We start from the raw sequence: 18,870 nt of genomic DNA, 5'->3' as shown, positions 1-18,870 counted from the left end.
GTCTCCTCCGTTATTTGCGGGTGACTTCGCCGTCGCGGCACAGCAGCGTCGCGGCGACGATGTCGTCGGTCAGGTCGATGTTCAGCGTGCCTTCCTTCGTGACGATCAGCTTCATGAAGTCGAGCAGGTTGCGCGCGTACAGCGCCGACGCGTCCGACGCGACCATCGACGCGAGGTTCGTGTAGCCGGCGATCGTCACGCCGTGGTGCACGATCACCTGGTCGGCGACGGTCAGCGGGCAGTTGCCGCCCTTGCGGCCGTCAATGTCCGGACCGCGGCCGGCCGCGAGATCGACGAGCACCGAGCCGGGCTTCATCGATTGCGCCGTTTCGACCGAGATCAGCGTCGGCGCCGGGCGGCCGGGAATCAGCGCGGTCGTGATCACGATGTCGGCCTGCTTCGCGCGCTCGTGCACGAGCGCGGCCTGGCGGGCGAGCCACGACGGCGGCATCGGGCGCGCGTAGCCGCCGACACCCTGCGCGGCTTCGCGCTCTTCGTCGGTTTCGAACGGGACGTCGAGGAATTTCGCGCCGAGCGACTCGATCTGCTCCTTCACGGCCGGCCGCACGTCGGACGCCTCGATCACCGCGCCCAGCCGCTTCGCGGTCGCGATCGCCTGCAGGCCCGCGACGCCCGCGCCGAGAATCAGCACGCGCGCCGCTTTCACGGTGCCCGCGGCCGTCATCAGCATCGGCATGAAGCGCGGATACAGCGACGCGGCCACCAGCACGGCCTTGTAGCCGGCGATGTTCGCCTGCGACGACAGCACGTCGAGACTCTGCGCGCGCGTCGTGCGCGGCGCGGCCTCGAGCGCGAAGCCGGTCACGCCGGCCGCGGCGAGCTGCGCCGCCTGCTCGCCGTTGAACGGATCGAGCATCCCGACCAGCACGGCGCCGCGCTTGAGCAACGGCAGCTCGGTGTCGGTCGGCGCCTGGACCTTCAGCACGAGATCGGCGGCAAAAGCGGCCGACTGGTCGGTCAATTCGGCGCCGGCGGCCACATAGGCTTCGTCGGGATAGCTGGCGGCGCTGCCGGCCCCTTTCGCGATACTGACCCGATGGCCGGCCGCCGCGTATTTCTTCACGGTTTCCGGCGTCGCGGCCACGCGCGCCTCGTTGGCCCGCGTTTCAGCAGGCACTCCAATATGCATCGTCAGTTCCTCCAGTCATTGTCAGTATTTCTTTTCTTGCGATCTTTACTGCACAACGAGCCGGACAGGCTGACTTACCGGCTCACGAGCAACGGCGTTCACGCTGCACTTTAACCGAAAGCGATGGCCCCGCCAGCACTTTGCGCACGACCGTGCTCGAATGCGACATGAGTCTGGTCGCTGCCGTCATGCATCGCCGGGACGGACGATCTGCGAGGGTCGGATCGTCTAACGCGCGACCGGCAGCGGGCGGCCCGGCGGGAAACGGCCGGCAGCGTTCGGGCGCAACCGGTAAAATGCCGAACCATGAAACCCGAAATCTGGACCCCGCATGTGACGGTCGCCGCGCTGGTCGAGCGCGCCGGCCGCTTTCTCGTGATCGAGGAAGAAACCTCGACGGGCCTGCGCATCAACCAGCCGGCCGGTCACCTCGAAGCCGGCGAGACGCTGGCCGACGCCGTGATCCGCGAAACGCTCGAGGAAACCGCGCACCCGTTCACGCCCGACGCGCTCGTCGGCGTCTATCTCGCGCACTACGATCGCCCCGGCAGCGCCGGCGCGACCTACCTGCGCTTCACGTTCTGCGGCACGGCCGGCGAACCGGTCGCGGGCCATGCGCTCGACGACGGCATCGTCCGCACGCTGTGGATGACGTCCGACGAACTGCGCGCCTGCAGCGAGCGCCATCGTTCGCCCGCGGTGATGCGCTGCGTCGACGACTATCTCGCCGGGCGGCGCATTCCGCTCGATTTCGTGCACACGCATTCGGTCGCGCCGCGCCCCGAGGCATTCGAACGTCAGGCGGTCAGCAAATGAGCAAGCGTCGTGTAGTGGTGGGCATGTCGGGCGGCGTCGACTCGTCGGTGACCGCGTGGCTGCTGAAGGAACAGGGCTACGACGTGGTCGGCCTGTTCATGAAGAACTGGGAAGACGACGACGACGGCGAATACTGCTCGACGCGCCAGGACTGGATCGACGTCGTGTCGGTGGCCGACCTGATCGGCATCGACGTGGAAGCCGTCAACTTCGCGGCGGAATACAAGGACCGCGTGTTCGCGGAGTTCCTGCGCGAATACTCGGCCGGCCGCACGCCGAACCCCGACGTGCTGTGCAACGCCGAGATCAAGTTCAAGGCGTTCCTCGACCACGCGATGTCGCTCGATGCGGAAATGATCGCGACCGGTCACTACGCGCGCGTGCGCGAGCGCGACGGGCGTTTCGAACTGCTGAAGGCATTCGATCATACGAAGGACCAGTCGTACTTCCTGCACCGGCTGAACCAGGCGCAACTGTCGAAGACGATGTTCCCGCTCGGCGAGATCCCGAAGACGAAGGTGCGCGAGATCGCCGCGCAGATCGGGCTGCCGAACGCGAAGAAGAAGGATTCGACCGGCATCTGCTTCATCGGCGAACGGCCGTTCCGCGATTTCCTGAACCGCTATCTGCCGACGAAACCCGGCCCGATGAAGACGCCCGACGGCAAGGTGGTCGGCGAGCACATCGGCCTCGCGTTCTACACGTTCGGCCAGCGCAAGGGCATCGGCCTCGGCGGCAGCAAGAGCGGCAACGGCGAGCCGTGGTTCGTCGCCGCGAAGGACATCGCGTCGAACGCGCTGTACGTCGTGCAGGGCCACGACCATCCGTGGCTGCTGTCGCGCGAACTGGTCGCCGGCAACGTGAGCTGGGTCGCCGGCGAGCCGCCGGCCGACGGCTTTTCGTGCGGCGCGAAGACGCGCTACCGGCAGGCCGATGCGGCGTGCGCATTCGGCACTGCGGCCGCCGGTCCGGCAGGCGAAGCGCGCTTCTCGCTCGCGTTCGACGACGCGCAGTGGGCGGTCACGCCCGGCCAGTCGGCCGTGCTGTATGACGGCGAGATCTGCCTCGGCGGCGGCATCATCGAATCCGCGGGCACCGGCCAGCCCGGTCAGGCTGCGGCGGGCGGCCAGGCCCCGGCGCTCGCCGATGCACGCTGACACCCATTCGGTTTAGACTTGCGGCACGCCGCGCCCGGCGGAACACGATTCCGCCGCGGCCGGCGCGCCGCCTTCGCAGCGTACGCATGGCGGCATTCCAGAATTCTTACGGAGTCCCCATGCTTTCAAGACGCTACCTCGCGATGTGGTGTGCCGTGCTGCTGCTCGTCGCGGCGGCCGTCCTCGCGTCGGTCCAAGCACTCTCCTGGCTGTGGACCGCCATCCCCATCGCCCTCGTCGCGCTCGGCCTGTACGACCTGAACCAGGACCGCCACGCGATCCTGCGGAACTACCCGCTCTGGGGCCACTTCCGCTTCCTGTTCGAGTTCATCCGACCTGAAATCCGCCAGTACTTCGTCGAGGACGACACCGACGAAAAACCGTTCTCGCGCGCGCAGCGCAGCCTCGTCTACCAGCGCGCGAAGAACGTCGCCGACAACCGTCCGTACGGCACCGAGCTGAACGTGAAGGCCGTCGCGCACGAATGGATCAGCCATTCGCTCGCGCCGACGAAGCTGCCGAACCACGATTTCCGCATCCGCGTCGGCGCGAATCGCGCGCAACCGTACGACATTTCGATCTTCAACATCTCGGCGATGAGCTTCGGCTCGCTGTCCGCGAACGCGATCCGCTCGCTGAACCTCGGCGCGAAGAAAGGCGGCTTCGCGCACGACACCGGCGAAGGCTCGCTGTCGAAGTACCACCGCGAGCACGGCGGCGACATCATCTGGGAAATCGCGTCCGGCTACTTCGGCTGCCGCAACGACGACGGCACGTTCAACCCCGACAAGTTCGCGAAGCAGGCCGCCGATCCGCAGGTCAGGATGATCGAGGTGAAGCTGTCGCAGGGCGCGAAGCCGGGCCACGGCGGCGTGCTGCCGGCCGCGAAGATCACGCCGGAAATCGCCGAGACGCGCGGCGTGCCGATGGGCAAGGACTGCATCTCGCCCGCGACGCACTCGGAATTCTCGACGCCGCGCGGGCTGCTCGAATTCGTCGAGCGGCTGCGCACGCTGTCCGGCGGCAAGCCGACCGGCTTCAAGCTGTGCATCGGCCATCCGTGGGAATTCTTCGGGATCGCGAAAGCGATGCTCGAGACCGGCATCGTGCCCGACTTCATCGTCGTCGACGGCGCGGAAGGCGGCACGGGCGCGGCGCCGCTCGAATTCACCGACTACGTCGGCGTGCCGCTGCAGGAAGGGCTGCTGCTCGTGCACAACACGCTCGTCGGGATCGGCGTGCGCGACCGCGTGAAGCTCGGCGCGAGCGGCAAGATCATCACCGCGTTCGACATCGCGCGCACGCTCGCGATCGGCGCGGACTGGGTGAACTCGGCCCGCGGCTTCATGTTCGCGGTCGGCTGCATCCAGGCGCAGCACTGCCACACCGACCGCTGCCCGACCGGCGTCGCGACGCAGGACCCGGTGCGCCAGCGCGCGCTCGTCGTGCCCGACAAGGCCGAGCGCGTGTACAACTTCCACCGCAATACGCTGCATGCGCTGCAGGAACTCGTGCAGGCGGCCGGCCTCGCGCATCCGTCCGAACTGCGCGCGCACCACATCGTGCAGCGGGTCGCGCCGCACGAGGTGCGGCTGATGTCGCAACTGCTGAAGTACCTGAAACCCGGTGCGCTGCTCGACGGCCACACCTGCGGCTTCTCGCTGTACGACAAGTGGTGGCCGATCGCGCGCAGCGATTCGTTCACGCTCGGCGAAGCCGTGTACGCGTCGATCGAGTGATGCAAGCGGCCAGCCCGCTCCGGCGGCGGGCGGCCTGCGCCGCAAAAAGAAAAGCGCCCCGCGGGGCGCTTTTCTTTCGTCTGCCGAATGCGTGAAGACCGGGCCGCGGCTCAGCTCTGCGGCAGCGTATCGGCGAACGACTGTCGCTGCTGCAGCTTCACGAAGTGCTTGTCGAGGTTCGGGTGGCGATCGCGCCAGTTGAGCTCGGGCATCCGGAAGTCGAGATAGCCGAGCGCGCAGCCGAGCGCGATGTCGGCGAGCGTGTAATGATTGCCGACGCACCACGTCTTGCCGCCGAGACCCTGCGACATCGCGACGAGCGCGTCGTCGATCTTGCGTTGCTGGCGCGCGATCCAGCTCACGCTGCGCTGCGCTTCGTCGCGCATCGTGTGTTCGAGACGGATCGCGACGGCTGCGTCGAGCACGCCGTCGCCCAGCGCTTCCCAGCAGCGCACTTCAACGCGCTCGCGGCCCGACGGCGGAATCAGCTTGCCGACCGGCGACAGCGTATCGACGTATTCGCAGATCACACGGGAATCGAACACCGCGGCGCCATCCTCCATCACCAGGCACGGGACCTTGCCGAGCGGGTTCGATGCATGGATGTTCGTGTCCGGCGCCCACACGTTCTCGAGCTCCAGCTTGTAGTCGATCTTCTTTTCAGCAAGCACGATCCGCGCCTTTCGGACGTACGGGCTGCTGAGCGAACCGATTAATTTCATCATCTGCCTTTTTAAGGGAACCGCCGAGAGTATACGTTGTCGTCGATCATAACCGGCTCGCGCGGCCGGGCAGAAAATCGCCGGTCCGGCCTGTGGAAGGTTTGCAACAGCCGCCGCCGAGCCCCGCCGGGCGGGCCTTGCAGCCGCGGTCCTGACGCGCGGCGCTCGGCGGCGCTACAATCCAACGATGAATGCGCCCCTCGATACCGCCATCGCCGTCGACGTCTACCGCCAGCGCCGTGAACGCGTGCTTGCCGCACTGCGTGCCGCGGGCGGCGGCGTCGCCATCGTCCCCACCGCGCCGGAAATGCTGCGCAACCGCGATACGGCCTACCCGTACCGGTTCGACAGCTACTTCCATTACCTGACGGGCTTCACCGAGCCGGATGCCGTGCTCGTGCTGAACGCGGCCGCGCCGCACGGTGCGCCGGAATCGATCCTGTTCTGCCGCGCCAAGAACGTCGACCGCGAGACCTGGGAAGGCTTTCACTACGGTCCCGACGCCGCGCGCGACGCGTTCGGCTTCGATGCGGCGTTCGCGACCGACGTGATCGACACCGAAATGCCCCGCCTGCTCGCCGACGCGGGCACCGTGCACTATCGGTTCGGCGCGTCGGCCGAGTTCGAGCGCCAGCTCGCCGGCTGGATCGACGCGGTGCGTGCGCAGGCGCGCACGGGCGTCGCCGCGCCGGACGCGCTGCTCGACCTCACGCCGCTGCTCGACGACATGCGGCTCGTGAAGGACGAACACGAACTCGCGATCATGACGCGCGCCGCGCACATCTCCGCGCTCGCGCACCGCCGCGCGATGCAGGTGTGCCGCCCGGGCATCCGCGAATACGAGCTCGAAGCCGAGCTGCTGTACCTGTTCCGCAAGCACGGCGCGCAGGCGCCCGCGTACGGGTCGATCGTCGCGGCCGGCGCGAATGCGTGCGTGCTGCACTACCCGGCCGGCAACACGGCAGCGCGGGACGGCGACCTGATCCTGATCGACGCCGCGTGCGAACTCGACGGCTATGCATCGGACATCACGCGCACGTTCCCGGCCAACGGCCGCTTCTCGCCCGCGCAGCGCACGCTGTACGACATCGTGCTCGCCGCGCAGCAGGCGGCGATCGACGCGACGCGCGCGGGCGTGCCGTTCGAGGCGCCGCACGACGCGGCCGTACGCGTGCTCGCGCAAGGGCTGCTCGACACCGGCATCATCCCGAAAACACGCTTCTCGAGCGTCGACGACGTGATCGCCGAGCGCGCGTACACGCGCTTCTACATGCATCGCACCGGCCACTGGCTCGGCATGGACGTGCACGACTGCGGCGACTACCGCGAGCGGCTCGCCGAACGCGACGCGAACGGCGCGCTGCCGTGGCGCACGCTGAGGCCGGGCATGACGCTGACCGTCGAGCCCGGCCTGTACGTGCGCGCGGCCGACGACGTGCCGCCCGAGTACTGGAACATCGGCATCCGCATCGAGGACGACGCGATCGTGCGCGAGCACGGCTGCGAACTGATCACGCGCGGCGTGCCGGTCGCGGCCGACGAGATCGAGGCGCTGATGCGCGCGGGCGCATGACCGGCCGCCGACCGTTCCCTCCGTTTCACGAATCAAGATGACGACCGCTTCCTCGCCGGCCACGCCGGATTACGACCTCGCCATCGTCGGCGCGGGCCCCGTCGGGCTCGCGCTCGCCGGCTGGCTCGCGCGCCGCAGCGCGACGCAGCATGCATCGATCGCGCTGATCGATGCGCGCGAACCGGCCGCGAGCGCAAACGACCCGCGCGCGATCGCCGTGTCGCACGGCAGCCGCGTGCTGCTCGACACGCTCGCGTGGCCGGCCGACGCCACGCCGATCGAACATATCCACGTATCGCAGCGCGGCCATTTCGGCCGCACGCTGATCGACCGCGACGAACACGCGCTCGCCGCGCTCGGCTACGTCGTGCGCTACGGCTCGATCGTGCAGGCGCTCGCGGGCGCCGTGCGCGGCACGCGCGTCGACTGGCTCACGTCGACCACCGCACGCGCGCCGCAGCAGGACGCCGACGGCGTCACGCTGACGCTCGACGGCCCGCAAGGCGAGCGCTCGCTGCGCGCGCGCCTCGTCATCAATGCCGAAGGCGGGCTGTTCCACGAACAGCAGGCCGACGCAGGCAAGCATCGCCGCGACTACGGACAGACCGCGCTCGTCGGCACGGTCACGGTCTCGGCGCCGCGCCCGAACGTCGCGTGGGAACGCTTCACGCACGAAGGCCCGCTCGCGCTGCTGCCGCTCGGCGGGCCGCGCCAGGCCGAGTATTCGCTCGTGTGGTGCTGCACGCCCGACGAAGCCGCACGACGTGCCGCGCTGCCCGACGACGCGTTCCTGCACGAGCTCGGCAGCGTGTTCGGCGAACGCATGGGCGAATTCGTCGCGATCGCCGGGCGCGCGTCGTTCCCGCTCGGCCTGAACGCCGCGCAGACGCTCGTCAGCGGCCGCGTCGCGGTCGTCGGCAATGCCGCGCAGACGCTGCACCCGGTGGCGGGCCAGGGGCTCAACCTCGGGCTGCGCGATGCGCACACGCTCGTCGACACGCTGTCCGCGCAAGGCTTCGAAGCGACCGCGCTCGCGGCCTTCAACGCGCGCCGCGCGCTCGACCGGCGCTTCACGATCGGCGCGACCGACACGCTGGCGCGGCTGTTTACGATCGACTCGGGCCCGCTTCCGCTGCTGCGCGGCGCGGCGCTCACCGCGCTCGAATTCGTGCCGCCGCTCAAGAAGGCGATCGCGCGCCAGATGATGTTCGGCCAGCGCAACTGACGCGCGGCGCGCCGCGCAGCCTCTCCGGGCAATCCAGGCAAACCGGGTCAAATCGGCGGGGCATGGGAATACGGTAAAATGCCCGTTTTCCGTCTTCCCTTCCCCTGCCCGCGCGTGTCGCGGGCGGCGCCATTGCGATGCCCGTTATCGGCCCTCACGTATTGCGTAACAACCTGTTCGTCGCCCCGATGGCCGGGGTGACGGATCGTCCGTTCCGCCAGCTGTGCAAACGGCTGGGGGCCGGTTACGCCGTGTCCGAGATGGTCGCGTCCAACGCGCAGCTGTGGAAAAGCGCGAAGACGATGCGGCGCGCGAACCACGAAGGCGAAGTCGAGCCGATCGCGGTGCAGATCGCCGGCGCCGATCCGGCGATGATGGCCGAAGCGGCCCGCTACAACGTCGACAACGGCGCACAGATCATCGACATCAACATGGGATGCCCGGCGAAGAAGGTCTGCAACGTCGCGGCCGGCTCCGCGCTGCTGCAGAACGAGCCGCTCGTGCAGCGGATCGTCGAGGCCGTCGTCGCGGCGGTCGGCACCGGGCCCGACGCGGTGCCCGTGACGCTGAAGATCCGCACCGGCTGGGACCGCGAGCACAAGAACGCGATCACGGTCGCGCGCCTGGCCGAGGCGGCCGGCATCTCGATGCTCACCGTGCACGGCCGCACGCGCGCCGACCTGTACCGCGGCGACGCCGAATACGACACCATCGCGGCCGTGAAGGCGGCCGTACGCATTCCGGTCGTCGCCAACGGCGACATCACGTCGCCCGCCAAGGCGAAGGCCGTGCTCGATGCAACCGGCGCCGACGCGCTGATGATCGGTCGCGCCGCGCAAGGCCGGCCGTGGCTGTTCCGCGAAATCGATCATTTCCTGCAAACCGGCGAGCTGCTGCCCCCGCCGCGGATCGACGAGATCCAGCACGTGATGAACGAACACCTGGAAGACCACTACGCTTTCTATGGCGAATTCACCGGGGTCCGTACTGCGCGCAAGCACATCGGCTGGTACACTCGCGGCCTTTCCGGTGCCAACGGGTTCCGGCACCGAATGAACACGCTCGATTCCACCCGCGAGCAGCTCGCCGCCGTCAATGCATTCTTCGAGGCGCAAAAGGCGCTGTCGGACCACCTCGTCTACGTCGATGACGATGCGGAAAACAGCCAGGGCGAGTCGGACGACCATAACCAGTTAGCAGCATGAGCAAGCACAACATCGAACAATGTGTCCGCGAGAGCCTGGACGTGTATTTCCGGGATCTAGACGGCTCCAATCCGCACGACGTCTATGAAATGGTGATGTCCTGCGTCGAAAAGCCGATGCTCGAGGTCGTGCTCGACCAGGCCGGCGGCAACCAGTCGCTCGCCGCCGAGTACCTCGGCATCAATCGCAATACGCTGCGCAAGAAGCTGCAGCAGCACGGCCTGCTGTAGGCGGCCGTCCCGTCCCCGTTTCCCTGGCTATTGGTGGTTCCATCATGATCAAGCAAGCGCTCATTTCCGTTTCCGACAAGACCGGCATCGTCGACTTCGCGAAGTCGCTGTCCGACCTCGGCGTCAAGCTGCTGTCGACGGGCGGCACCGCGAAACTCCTCGCCGACGCCGGCCTGCCCGTGACCGAAGTGGCCGATTACACCGGCTTCCCGGAAATGCTCGATGGGCGCGTGAAGACGCTGCACCCGAAGGTGCACGGCGGCATCCTCGCCCGCCGCGACCTGCCCGAGCACATGCAGGCGCTGGAACAGCACGGCATCCCGACGATCGACCTGCTGGTCGTGAACCTGTATCCGTTCGTCGCGACGATCGCGAAGGACGACTGCACGCTCGCCGACGCGATCGAGAACATCGACATCGGCGGCCCGACGATGCTGCGCTCGGCCGCGAAGAACCACCGCGACGTGACGGTCGTCGTCGACCCGGCCGACTACGCGGTCGTGCTCGATGAAATGAAGGCGAACGGCAACACCATCGGCTACCCGACCAACTTCCGTCTCGCGACGAAGGTGTTCGCGCACACCGCGCAATACGACGGCGCGATCACGAACTACCTGACGAGCCTGACCGACGAGCTGCAGCACGCATCGCGCAGCGCGTATCCGGCCACGCTCAACATGGCGTTCGACAAGGTGCAGGACCTGCGCTACGGCGAGAATCCGCACCAGAGCGCGGCGTTCTACCGCGACCTCGCGACGCCGGCCGGTGCGCTGGCGAACTACCGCCAGCTGCAGGGCAAGGAACTGTCGTACAACAACATCGCGGATTCGGACGCGGCGTGGGAATGCGTGAAGACGTTCGACGCGCCGGCCTGCGTGATCATCAAGCATGCGAACCCGTGCGGCGTCGCGGTCGGCAACGACTCGGCCGACGCGTATGCGAAGGCGTTCCAGACCGATCCGACCTCCGCGTTCGGCGGCATCATCGCGTTCAACCGCGAAGTCGACGAAGCGGCCGCGCAAGCGGTGGCGAAGCAGTTCGTCGAAGTGCTGATCGCGCCGTCGTTCACGGACGCCGCGAAGCAGGTGTTCGCCGCGAAGCAGAACGTGCGCCTGCTCGAGATCGCACTGGGCGACGGCCATAACGCATTCGACCTGAAGCGCGTGGGCGGCGGCCTGCTCGTGCAGTCGCTCGATTCGCGCAACGTGCAGCCGAGCGAGTTGCGCGTCGTCACGAAGCGCCAGCCGACCGCGAAGGAAATGGACGACCTGCTGTTCGCCTGGCGCGTCGCGAAGTACGTGAAGTCGAACGCGATCGTGTTCTGCGGCAACGGCATGACGCTCGGCGTCGGCGCCGGTCAGATGAGCCGCGTCGATTCCGCGCGCATCGCGAGCATCAAGGCGCAGAACGCGGGCCTCACGCTCGCCGGTTCGGCCGTCGCGTCGGATGCGTTCTTCCCGTTCCGTGACGGCCTCGACGTCGTCGTGGCGGCCGGCGCGACCTGCGTGATCCAGCCGGGCGGCTCGATGCGCGACGACGAAGTGATCGCGGCGGCCGACGAGCACGGCATCGCGATGGTCCTGACGGGCGTGCGCCACTTCCGTCACTGATCGCCGCATGCGGCCCGCGCGGCCACTGCACGGGAACCCGGCGGCATCACTCCCGCCGGGTTTTTTATTGCGCGGCGCCGTCGCGCACGACCGGGCGATCGGCTTGCCGCACCATTCGTTGTAGTATCGCTGCATCACGCCACTCTCCTCACTCATGCGAATTCTCGGCATCGACCCCGGCCTGCGCGTCACCGGCTTCGGCGTCATCGACGTCAGCGGCCACCGGCTCGCCTATGTCACGAGCGGCGTGATCCGCACGCCGACGGCCGACCTGGCCACCCGGCTCGGCACGATCTTCCAGGGCGTCTCGACGATCGTACGCGAACACGCGCCCGACCAGGCCGCGATCGAAAAGGTGTTCGTCAACGTGAACCCGCAGTCGACGCTGCTGCTCGGCCAGGCGCGCGGCGCCGCGATCTGCGGGCTCGTCGCGGGCGGGCTGCCGGTCGCCGAATACACGGCGCTGCAGCTCAAGCAGGCGGTGGTCGGCTACGGCCGCGCGACCAAGACGCAGATGCAGGAAATGGTCACGCGGCTGCTCAACCTGTCCGGCCAGCCGGGCTCCGACGCCGCCGACGCGCTCGGCATGGCGATCTGCCACGCGCACGGCGGCGACACGCTCAGCACGCTGGGCGGCCTCGCGCCGGCGCTCGCGCAGAAAGGGCTGCGCGTGCGGCGCGGCCGGCTGGTCGGCTGACGCCAGTCGTGCGCCGCGGCACGTACGTCGGCTCGACTGCGTTGGCTGCGTTGGCTGCGTTGGCTGCGTTGGCTGCGTTGGCTGCGTTGACCACCTTCACCGTTCTACCCACGCCCGACACACCCGCGACACGCGCCGCTTCGGCCTGACGGCCGCGCCCATCGGCATTGCGCCGCGCGTGCGCTACACTCGCGCTTTCTTCCTCGCATCCCGTCCTCCATGATCGGTCGCATCGCCGGCATCCTGCTCGAAAAGAATCCGCCTCATCTGCTCGTCGACTGCAACGGCGTCGGCTACGAAATCGACGTGCCGATGAGCACCTTCTACAACCTGCCGCAAACGGGCGAACGCGTCGTGCTGCTCACGCAGCAGATCGTCCGCGAGGACGCGCACCTGCTGTACGGCTTCCTGACGCCGCAGGAGCGCACGACCTTCCGCGAGCTGCTGAAGATCACCGGCATCGGCGCGCGCATGGCGCTCGCCGTGCTGTCCGGCATGAGCGTGCAGGAGCTCGCGCAGGCCGTGACGATGCAGGACGCCGCCCGCCTCACGCGGCTGCCCGGCATCGGCAAGAAGACGGCCGAGCGCCTGCTGCTCGAACTGAAGGGCAAGCTCGGCGCCGACCTCGGCGCGCTCGCCGGCGCCGCGTCGCCGTCCGACCATGCGACCGACATCCTCAACGCGCTGCTCGCGCTCGGCTACTCCGAAAAGGAAGGCCTGGCCGCGATCAAGAACGTGCCGGCCGGCACCGGCGTGTCCGAAGGCATCAAGCTCGCGCTGAAGGCATTGTCGAAGGCATAACGCGCGTTCGTTCCGGCCGTCGAAGCCAGTGTCGCGCCGCCGCGCGACGCTCGCCAGTCGGCCGTTCGGCCAGGTGGCCCGTGCTTCGTCGCGCGGTACAATGGCCGCATGATTGAAACCGACAAACTCGCCACCGAGCAGCGGATCATCGCCGCCACGCCCACCTCGTCGCACGAGGAGGTGTTCGAACGTGCGTTGCGGCCGCGCCAGCTCGACGACTACGTCGGCCAGGAAAAGGTGCGCGGCCAGCTAGAGATCTTCATCGAAGCCGCGAAGCGCCGCGCCGAGCCGCTCGACCACGTGCTGCTGTTCGGGCCGCCGGGTCTCGGCAAGACGACGCTCGCCCACATCATCGCGCGCGAGATGGGCGTGAACCTGCGCCAGACGTCGGGCCCCGTGCTCGAGCGCGCGGGTGATCTCGCCGCGCTGCTGACGAACCTCGAAGCGAACGACGTGCTGTTCATCGACGAAATCCACCGGCTGTCGCCGGTCGTCGAGGAAATCCTGTATCCGGCGCTCGAGGATTACCAGATCGACATCATGATCGGCGAAGGCCCGGCCGCGCGCAGCGTGAAGCTCGACCTGCAGCCGTTCACGCTGGTCGGCGCGACCACCCGTGCCGGGATGCTGACCAACCCGCTGCGCGATCGTTTCGGGATCGTCGCGCGCCTCGAGTTCTACGACGCCGGTCAACTGTCGCGCATCGTGCAGCGCTCGGCGTCGCTGCTGAATGCGCAGATCGATCCGAACGGCGCGCTGGAAATCGCGAAGCGCGCGCGCGGCACGCCGCGGATCGCGAACCGGCTGCTGCGCCGCGTGCGCGATTTCGCGGAAGTGAAGGCCGACGGCCAGATCACCGCGGCGGTGGCCGACGCCGCGCTCGCGATGCTCGACGTCGATCCGGTCGGCTTCGACCTGATGGACCGCAAGCTGCTCGAGGCGATCCTGTACAAGTTCGACGGCGGCCCGGTCGGCATCGACAACCTCGCGGCAGCGATCGGCGAGGAGCGCGACACGATCGAGGACGTGCTCGAACCGTACCTGATCCAGCAGGGCTTCCTGCAGCGCACGCCACGCGGGCGCGTCGCGACGCTGCTCACGTATCGCCACTTCGGGCTGTCGGTGCCCGATGCCCGCCGCACCGAACGCGACGAGTGGGATACCCCGGACGGGAAGTAATCCGTCGCCCGAGCCGCACCCGCCATGACGACGCCGCCCAGCCGCCACCCCACCACCGTGCCGGGCCCGCGCTGGGCGGAACCGATCCGCAAGCGGCTCGTGGCCGGCATCACGCACCTGACGGCCGGCGGCGGCGGTCCGTCGATCGATCTCTCTTCGCCGCCGGGCGATCCCGGGCTATTCGGCCCCGACGCCGTGTGCTGGCGCGTGCATGCCGATTTCACGTCGATGATGACGGGCGGCATCGCCGCGCTGCTGCTGCAGGCGCTCCACCCGCTCGCACTCGCGGGCGTCTGGGATCATTCGTCGTTCCGCACCGACATCTTCGGCCGCTTGCGGCGCACCGCCACGTTCATCACGGGGACGACGTTCGGCAGCCGCGCGGACGCACTCGCGCTGATCGAGCGCGTGAAAACGATCCATGCGCGCGTCTCCGGCAGCGCACCGGACGGCCGGCCGTACCGCGCCGACGATCCCGCGTTGCTGACCTGGGTGCATGTCGCGGAAGTGTCGAGCTTCCTCGCCGCGCATCTGCGTTACGTGAATCCGGCGCTGTCGGGCGAACTGCAGGACCGCTATTACGCGGAGACGGCGCTGATCGCCGAGTTGCTCGGCGCCCGCGAGGTGCCGCGTTCGCGCGCCGAGGTCGCCGCCTATCTCGCGCGCATGCTGCCCGAGCTCGAAGCCGGGCCGCGTACGTTCGACGTGATGTCCATCCTGCTGAATGTGCCGGTCGCGAAGCCGGCGCTGCGGCCGGCCGCGTCGCTGGTGATGCATGCCGGGATCGACCTGCTGCCGCCGTGGGCGCAGCGCATGCTCGGCGTGTCGACGTTCGCGCCGTTGCGGCGTGCGCTGGTCCGGCCCGGCATACGCGCGGTTGCGCCCGTGCTGCGCTGGGCGCTCGTGAACGGCGCGTCGAAGCGTGCGCGCCGCCGCGCGACGGCCTCCCCGTCCGACGGCACCCCGTCTGTCTGACGGTCCGCTTGTTCCGATCATTTCAATTGGCTGTCAAATAGCTGTGACAAGCTGACGGGCTTGCACCCGCGCACGGTCGCACGTCTGCTCGTCGCCGACGCCCACTGACCCGCGCGAAGTCCCGCCCGCCCACCCGACCGACGCCCGATGCCCGCGATGCCACGCCTGCCGATCCGTTTCGCCGTTGCCGCCAGCCTGTCCACCGTCTTCGCCCTCGCCGCGTGCGGAGGCGACGATGTCGCCGCCGTCGCGCGCATGGACGCACAACCGCCGTCCGGCGGCACGACGACCGCACCGGCCCCCACGCCGCCCGCGACCACCCGGCCGCAACCGGGCAAGTGGAAAGCCGCCCGCGCCGGCGACCTGATCGACGTGACGCTCGGCGATCTCCATCCGACGCAGGGAGCGATCGGCTACGACCAGATCTACTACAAGCTCGGCCGCTACGAACGGCAGCCCGACAAGAAGTTCGACGACTTCTGCGCGGACGAAGGCCTCGGCGGCGTCGCATCGAGCGGCTACACGGCCCGATCGTCGCTGCGCGAGCCGGCCAGCTACAGGTGCGCGACGACCGACGCGAACGCTCGAGACCGCTCGGTGCTGAACCCCGTCGTGATCGGCCCGAACGGCGATGCGCTGTACCTGACGGACGGCCACCACGGCCTGTCGACTTACTACGAGACGCCCGACGGCGGCCCGGCGCTGCACGTGCACGTCGTCGTCAAGGACAACCTCGGCGACTACTCGGGCGACGTGTTCTGGCAGCAGATGCAAAGCCGCGGCTATCTGCGCCTGAAGAACGGCGAAGGCAAGCCGATCACGACCGCGCAACTGCCGACCGGCCTCGGCCTGACACTCGGGATGACGAACGACCGCTATCGATCACTCGTCTATTTCACGCGCGACATCGGTTACGGCAAACCCGCACAAGCGACCGACTACCTCGAGTTCTACTGGGCCGACTGGCTGCGCGCGCAGCCGGACACGTTCGCGCTGGCCGGCTACGACCGGACGCGGCCCGGCGCGACCGATCCCGATCCGGCAAAGGCCGACACGGGCTATCTGAATGCGGTCTGGAATGCGTCGACGCGGATGGTCGCGGCCACGGACCCCGTGATCGACGGCAAGACGGGCGCCGACCTCGGGCGCGCCGATGCGATCAACGGCGGGAAGAAATACAGCAAGGGGGAATTCGACAAGCTGCGCCAGCCGATCACGGCCGACAAGCCCGGCAAGATCGCGTACGCGCTCGACTACAAGACGCGCCACGGGCTGCCGCAGTAAGCGTCACGCCGGAAGGAAGGGAGTCCCGCCCCGGCCATGCCATGCCGGACGGGCCCCGCGTGCTCAAAGCACCTTGCGGTACCCGTCGTCATCGTCGCTCGCGGCTTCGAGATGCGACACGTCGGCCCACTGCACGACCTGCGCGCGGCCATCCACGTAATCGACGACGTTGATGCTGGTATTGAGCAACTGATAGTTGCGCGGCGCCGACAGCTCGATCCCGTTCGCGAAGCGATACACGCAATCGAGCACGCCGCCGTGCGCGACGCATGCGATCCGGCCGCCCGGATGCGCGGCGACGATCGGTTCGAGCGCATGCAGCACGCGGTGATAAAACTCGCGCTGCGACTCGCCGCCCTCCGGCGCGAAGCCGGGATCGCGCGTCTGCCACGCCGCATACGCGTCCGGAAACAGCGCCTCGATCTCGGTGCTGTCGTGCCCCTGGAATGCGCCGTACGAGCGTTCGCGCAACCCTTCGCGCAGCAGCAGCGGCAGCCCGAGCACATCGGCAAACGGTTGGGCGGTCTGTTGCGCGCGCATCAGGTCGCTCGAATACACCGCGTCGATCCGCGCGCCGTCGCGCGCGTCGCGCCCGAGCCGCGCCGCCAGCCGCTGCGCCTGCGCGAGCCCCGTATCGGCCAACGGGATGTCGATATGCCCCTGGATGCGCTTGATGCGGTTCCAGGCCGTCTCGCCATGGCGGATGAAAAGAATCTGCGTGGTGGCCATCGCGGCGCGCCTCCGGGGAAGAATCAGGGCCGCACTTGCAGCCAGAACGTCACGGGGCCGTCGTTGACCAGCGACACCTGCATGTCGGCGCCGAACTCGCCCGTCTCGACGACGGGATGGCGCGCCCGCGCGGCCGCGACGAAATAGTCGAACAGCCGCGCGCCTTCGTCGGGCGGCGCGGCGGGCGTGAAGCTCGGACGCAGCCCGCTGTTCGTATCGGCCGCGAGCGTGAACTGCGACACGAGCAGCAGGCCGCCCGCGCGGCCTTCGCCGTCGATGTTCGATACCGGCAGGTTCATCTTGCCGGCTGCGTCGCTGAACACGCGGTAGCCGAGCAGCTTCGCGAGCAGCTTGTCGGCCGCGGCCTCGGTATCGCCGCGCTCCGCGCAGACCAGCGCGAGCAGGCCCGCGCCGATCTCGCCCGTCGTGCGGCCGCCGACGCGCACGTCGGCGCGCGTCACGCGCTGAATCAGCGCGATCATGCGGTCAGCGTGACGCGTGCGAAGCGGCGCTTGCCGACCTGCACGACGAATTCGCCGGCCTCGACCTTCAGGCCCTTGTCGGACACGGTCGCGCCGTCGATCTTCACGCCGCCCTGCTCGATGTTGCGCAGCGCTTCGCTCGTCGACGGCACGAGACCGGCCTGTTTCAACAACTGACCGATCGCCAGCGGCGCGCCGGCCAGCGTGACCGACGGAATGTCGTCCGGCACGCCGCCCTTCGCGCGGTGGTTGAAGTCCTCGAGCGCGCGTTCGGCGTCGGGCTGCGAGTGGAATCGCGCGACGATTTCCTGCGCGAGCAGCACCTTGAAGTCGCGCGGGTTGCGGCCGCCCTCGGCCTCGCGCTTGAAGCCGGCGATCTCGTCGAGGCTGCGGAACGACAGCAGCTCGAAGTAACGCCACATCAGCGTGTCCGAGATGCTCATCAGCTTGCCGAACATGTCGGTCGGCTTCTCGCTGATGCCGACGTAGTTGCCCTTCGACTTCGACATCTTCTCGACGCCGTCGAGGCCTTCGAGCAGCGGCATCGTCAGGATGCACTGCTGTTCCTGGCCGTACTGCTTCTGCAGTTCGCGGCCGACCAGCAGGTTGAACTTCTGGTCGGTGCCGCCGAGTTCGAGATCGGCGTTCAGCGCGACCGAATCGTAGCCCTGCATCAGCGGGTACAGGAATTCGTGGATCGAGATCGGCACGCCGCCCTGGAAGCGCTTCGTGAAATCCTCGCGCTCGAGGATCCGCGCGACCGTGTAGCGCGACGCGAGCTTGATCATCCCGTCCGCGCCGAGCGGCATCGACCATTCGCTGTTGTAGCGGATCTCGGTCTTGTCGCGATCGAGCACGAGCGCGGCCTGCTCGAAGTAGGTCTTCGCGTTCGATTCGATCTGCTCGCGCGTGAGCGGCGGACGCGTCGCGTTGCGGCCCGACGGATCGCCGATCAGCGACGTGAAATCGCCGATCAGGAAGATCACCGTATGGCCGAGGTCCTGCAGCTGGCGCATCTTGTTCAGCACGACCGTATGGCCGATGTGGATGTCCGGTGCGGTCGGATCGAGGCCGAGCTTGATGCGAAGCGGCGTACCGGTGGCTGCGCTGCGCGCGAGCTTCTGCGCGAACTCTTCCTCGATCAGCAGCTCGTCGACGCCGCGCTTCGTGACGGCGAGCGCATGCCGGACTTCGTCGGTGATCGGGAAAACGGGCTTGGAACTGGGTTCGGTGCTCATCGGTGCCAGGAAGAATGTCGCAAAAACAGGGATTTTCCCATAACTTGCGCGCGCATCG

The 18,870-nt window shown here is 68.4% G+C and carries 18 protein-coding genes; 13 read left to right on the top strand and 5 right to left on the bottom strand.

The annotated features are described in order from the left end of the window. Positions 1-10 precede the first annotated feature (10 nt). Positions 11-1,150, bottom strand: coding sequence for a Re/Si-specific NAD(P)(+) transhydrogenase subunit alpha (locus J8I35_RS13630; RefSeq protein WP_050013795.1), 1,140 nt, complete (start codon positions 1,148-1,150; stop codon positions 11-13). Positions 1,151-1,456: 306 nt separating this feature from the next. On the opposite strand from J8I35_RS13630, the gene J8I35_RS13625 reads away from it, so the two are divergent. The 3 genes from J8I35_RS13625 to J8I35_RS13615 all read left to right on the top strand — a co-directional run bounded on the left by J8I35_RS13625 (position 1,457) and on the right by J8I35_RS13615 (position 4,862). Next, on the top strand, positions 1,457-1,966 hold the full coding sequence (locus tag J8I35_RS13625) for an NUDIX hydrolase (protein WP_050013796.1): 510 nt from the start codon (positions 1,457-1,459) through the stop codon (positions 1,964-1,966). Beyond that, positions 1,963-3,123, top strand: a complete 1,161-nt coding sequence (gene mnmA / locus J8I35_RS13620) for a tRNA 2-thiouridine(34) synthase MnmA (RefSeq protein WP_124630590.1) — start codon at positions 1,963-1,965, stop codon at positions 3,121-3,123. Before J8I35_RS13625 ends, mnmA begins: the two co-directional genes overlap by 4 nt. 119 nt (positions 3,124-3,242) lie before the next feature. Next, entirely contained in the window at positions 3,243-4,862 is a 1,620-nt protein-coding gene (locus J8I35_RS13615) for an FMN-binding glutamate synthase family protein (protein ID WP_209925765.1), read from the top strand. 110 nt (positions 4,863-4,972) lie between these two features. On the opposite strand, the gene J8I35_RS13610 is transcribed toward J8I35_RS13615, so the two are convergent. Then, positions 4,973-5,584 (bottom strand): glutathione S-transferase N-terminal domain-containing protein, encoded by a 612-nt coding sequence (locus J8I35_RS13610; RefSeq protein WP_209925827.1) that lies wholly within the window; start codon positions 5,582-5,584, stop codon positions 4,973-4,975. A gap of 187 nt (positions 5,585-5,771) precedes the next feature. Between J8I35_RS13610 and J8I35_RS13605 the strand changes: the two genes are divergently transcribed. From J8I35_RS13605 to J8I35_RS13560, 10 genes are all read left to right on the top strand, one after another. Continuing rightward, positions 5,772-7,157, top strand: a complete 1,386-nt coding sequence (locus J8I35_RS13605; RefSeq protein ID WP_124594287.1) for an aminopeptidase P N-terminal domain-containing protein — start codon at positions 5,772-5,774, stop codon at positions 7,155-7,157. 37 nt (positions 7,158-7,194) lie between these two features. Continuing rightward, complete coding sequence (locus J8I35_RS13600) at positions 7,195-8,382, top strand: UbiH/UbiF/VisC/COQ6 family ubiquinone biosynthesis hydroxylase (protein ID WP_124637971.1); 1,188 nt, start codon at positions 7,195-7,197, stop codon at positions 8,380-8,382. Positions 8,383-8,519: 137 nt separating this feature from the next. Then, positions 8,520-9,587: a tRNA dihydrouridine synthase DusB gene (gene dusB, locus J8I35_RS13595; RefSeq protein ID WP_069616741.1), complete on the top strand. Its 1,068-nt coding sequence runs from the start codon at positions 8,520-8,522 to the stop codon at positions 9,585-9,587. Then, positions 9,584-9,817: a Fis family transcriptional regulator gene (locus J8I35_RS13590; protein WP_017333386.1), complete on the top strand. Its 234-nt coding sequence runs from the start codon at positions 9,584-9,586 to the stop codon at positions 9,815-9,817. The genes dusB and J8I35_RS13590 overlap by 4 nt, the downstream gene beginning before the upstream one ends. 44 nt (positions 9,818-9,861) lie before the next feature. Further along, the gene (gene purH, locus J8I35_RS13585; RefSeq protein ID WP_050013802.1) at positions 9,862-11,427 is read left to right on the top strand and encodes a bifunctional phosphoribosylaminoimidazolecarboxamide formyltransferase/IMP cyclohydrolase; all 1,566 of its coding nucleotides are present in this window, start codon (positions 9,862-9,864) and stop codon (positions 11,425-11,427) included. Positions 11,428-11,581: 154 nt separating this feature from the next. Then, on the top strand, positions 11,582-12,124 hold the full coding sequence (gene ruvC / locus J8I35_RS13580) for a crossover junction endodeoxyribonuclease RuvC (protein ID WP_069616742.1): 543 nt from the start codon (positions 11,582-11,584) through the stop codon (positions 12,122-12,124). A gap of 219 nt (positions 12,125-12,343) precedes the next feature. Next, complete coding sequence (ruvA, locus tag J8I35_RS13575; protein ID WP_021162490.1) at positions 12,344-12,925, top strand: Holliday junction branch migration protein RuvA; 582 nt, start codon at positions 12,344-12,346, stop codon at positions 12,923-12,925. A gap of 108 nt (positions 12,926-13,033) precedes the next feature. Then, positions 13,034-14,104 (top strand): Holliday junction branch migration DNA helicase RuvB, encoded by a 1,071-nt coding sequence (gene ruvB, locus J8I35_RS13570; protein WP_124651604.1) that lies wholly within the window; start codon positions 13,034-13,036, stop codon positions 14,102-14,104. 24 nt (positions 14,105-14,128) lie between these two features. Then, entirely contained in the window at positions 14,129-15,079 is a 951-nt protein-coding gene (locus J8I35_RS13565; RefSeq protein WP_124637969.1) for an oxygenase MpaB family protein, read from the top strand. Positions 15,080-15,235: 156 nt separating this feature from the next. Continuing rightward, on the top strand, positions 15,236-16,363 hold the full coding sequence (locus J8I35_RS13560; protein WP_209925763.1) for a ParB/Srx family N-terminal domain-containing protein: 1,128 nt from the start codon (positions 15,236-15,238) through the stop codon (positions 16,361-16,363). A gap of 63 nt (positions 16,364-16,426) precedes the next feature. Here J8I35_RS13560 and J8I35_RS13555 read toward each other — a convergent pair whose 3' ends face one another. From J8I35_RS13555 to tyrS, 3 genes are read right to left on the bottom strand one after another with little or no spacing between them, the layout of a single operon-like run. Continuing rightward, on the bottom strand, positions 16,427-17,092 hold the full coding sequence (locus J8I35_RS13555) for a histidine phosphatase family protein (protein ID WP_050013806.1): 666 nt from the start codon (positions 17,090-17,092) through the stop codon (positions 16,427-16,429). A 23-nt stretch (positions 17,093-17,115) separates the two neighbouring features. After that, a complete protein-coding gene (gene dtd, locus J8I35_RS13550) occupies positions 17,116-17,574 on the bottom strand; it encodes a D-aminoacyl-tRNA deacylase (protein WP_006483442.1) in 459 nt (152 codons plus the stop codon). Then, positions 17,571-18,812 (bottom strand): tyrosine--tRNA ligase, encoded by a 1,242-nt coding sequence (gene tyrS / locus J8I35_RS13545; RefSeq protein WP_006483424.1) that lies wholly within the window; start codon positions 18,810-18,812, stop codon positions 17,571-17,573. Before tyrS ends, dtd begins: the two co-directional genes overlap by 4 nt. Positions 18,813-18,870 lie beyond the last annotated feature (58 nt).

This window comes from Burkholderia sp. CpTa8-5, from assembly GCF_017815045.1.
Classification (GTDB): domain Bacteria; phylum Pseudomonadota; class Gammaproteobacteria; order Burkholderiales; family Burkholderiaceae; genus Burkholderia; species Burkholderia sola.
This window is presented reverse-complemented; position numbering and strand designations above follow the sequence as displayed.